This window comes from Fretibacterium fastidiosum (assembly GCF_000210715.1).
GTDB classification, from domain to species: Bacteria; Synergistota; Synergistia; order Synergistales; family Aminobacteriaceae; genus Fretibacterium; species Fretibacterium fastidiosum.
The window spans coordinates 1,522,539-1,523,665 of record NC_021038.1 but is presented as its reverse complement, the minus strand read 5'-3'; the positions used below and the strand labels follow the sequence as shown (position 1 = coordinate 1,523,665).

The following is a 1,127-nucleotide window of genomic DNA, read 5'->3' as shown; positions in this document are numbered from 1 at the left end:
CCGGGGCATCGGGCAGGCCGGAAAAGGAGCGGACGTCCCCGCTCACCCCGAAGGTCCAGAAGGTTCCATCCCCCGCCGGCAGCGCCGCCGCAGGGCGCTCCACGGGGATGGAGCGAAAGGCCCCCTCCCCTCGCGACCTCAGGCACACCTGGTTTCCGAGGGTGTCGGCCAGGCACAGGACGTCGCCCAGAGCCTTGACCTTGCCGAGGCCCTTGATGCTGAAGGGACGGGTGAGCCCTGTCCGCCACTCCGTCTGAAGGTCCGGCTGTGAGAACTGCCAGCGGAGGGCAAGGGGGCGGGACCCGACGATCATCTGCAGCGTGCGGTCCTGTTCCACGAAGCCCTTCATGATGCGGAGCGCCGTGCCGTCCATGGGGCGCACCTCGAGGTAGCCGGTCAGTGCGGCCCGCGCCTCATCCCCTTCCCCCATGCGCTGCAGGTTCAGCGCGCTCAGGAGGTAGTAGTCCACCAGGTATGTGTTCGCCTTCAGGGCGCGGTCAAGGTAGTCCTGCGCCGCCCAGTAGTCCCGCCCCAGAAAGTACCCGTAGGCCCGGTTGAAGTGCCGCTCCGACTCGTCCAGCTGCGCCCTCGGCAGCTCCGCCCCCCAGGCGCGCGGCGCCGTCAGACACACCGCCACCGTCATCATCACAAGGATCGTCTTCCTCATCTTCTGCTCCTCACGCTGTCTCGAACGTCGTTAAAAAAAGCCGTGGAGGCGACGCGGCGCCCAAAGCGGCGCAAAGGCGCGCCGCACGAGGCCCCTCCCCTCCTTTTCGATAAAATTTATTATAGCCTATCGGGCGCCTCCTGCGCCGACCGCCGAGGCGGGGTATTCCGATGGGACGGTCCGGGCGACGCCGGCCATCGCAGGAAGGAATGTTAAAATACGTGCGGTCTTAAGGAAGCGAAAGGAGCGCGTGGTGATGGCGAAAGAACGGATCAGGGTCCCCGTCGACGACGGCGTGGCCGGTCAGCCCCTGACGATCTCCATCGGCGCGGCGATGGGCATGGCGGCCTGCGGGGACGAGTTGGAGGCTCCGCAGGCCGCGCCGGAGGAGAGGAGCGCCGCCGCGTCGTTCTCCAAGGCGGTCCTGCAGAGGGCCCGAGCCGGTGGCGGCAAGTGGACG

2 protein-coding genes are annotated in these 1,127 nt (G+C 67.6%); one reads left to right on the top strand and one right to left on the bottom strand.

Going from position 1 to position 1,127, the window contains the following annotated elements; all coding sequences use genetic code 11:
• Positions 1 to 667: hypothetical protein (locus SY1_RS07075; RefSeq protein WP_208873231.1), on the bottom strand; the 667-nt coding region annotated here is incomplete at its 3' end.
• A gap of 256 nt (positions 668 to 923) precedes the next feature.
• Between SY1_RS07075 and SY1_RS07070 the strand changes: the two genes are divergently transcribed.
• Positions 924 to 1,127, top strand: a 204-nt coding sequence (locus SY1_RS07070; protein WP_208873229.1) for a hypothetical protein, incomplete at its 3' end; no start/stop codon positions are given.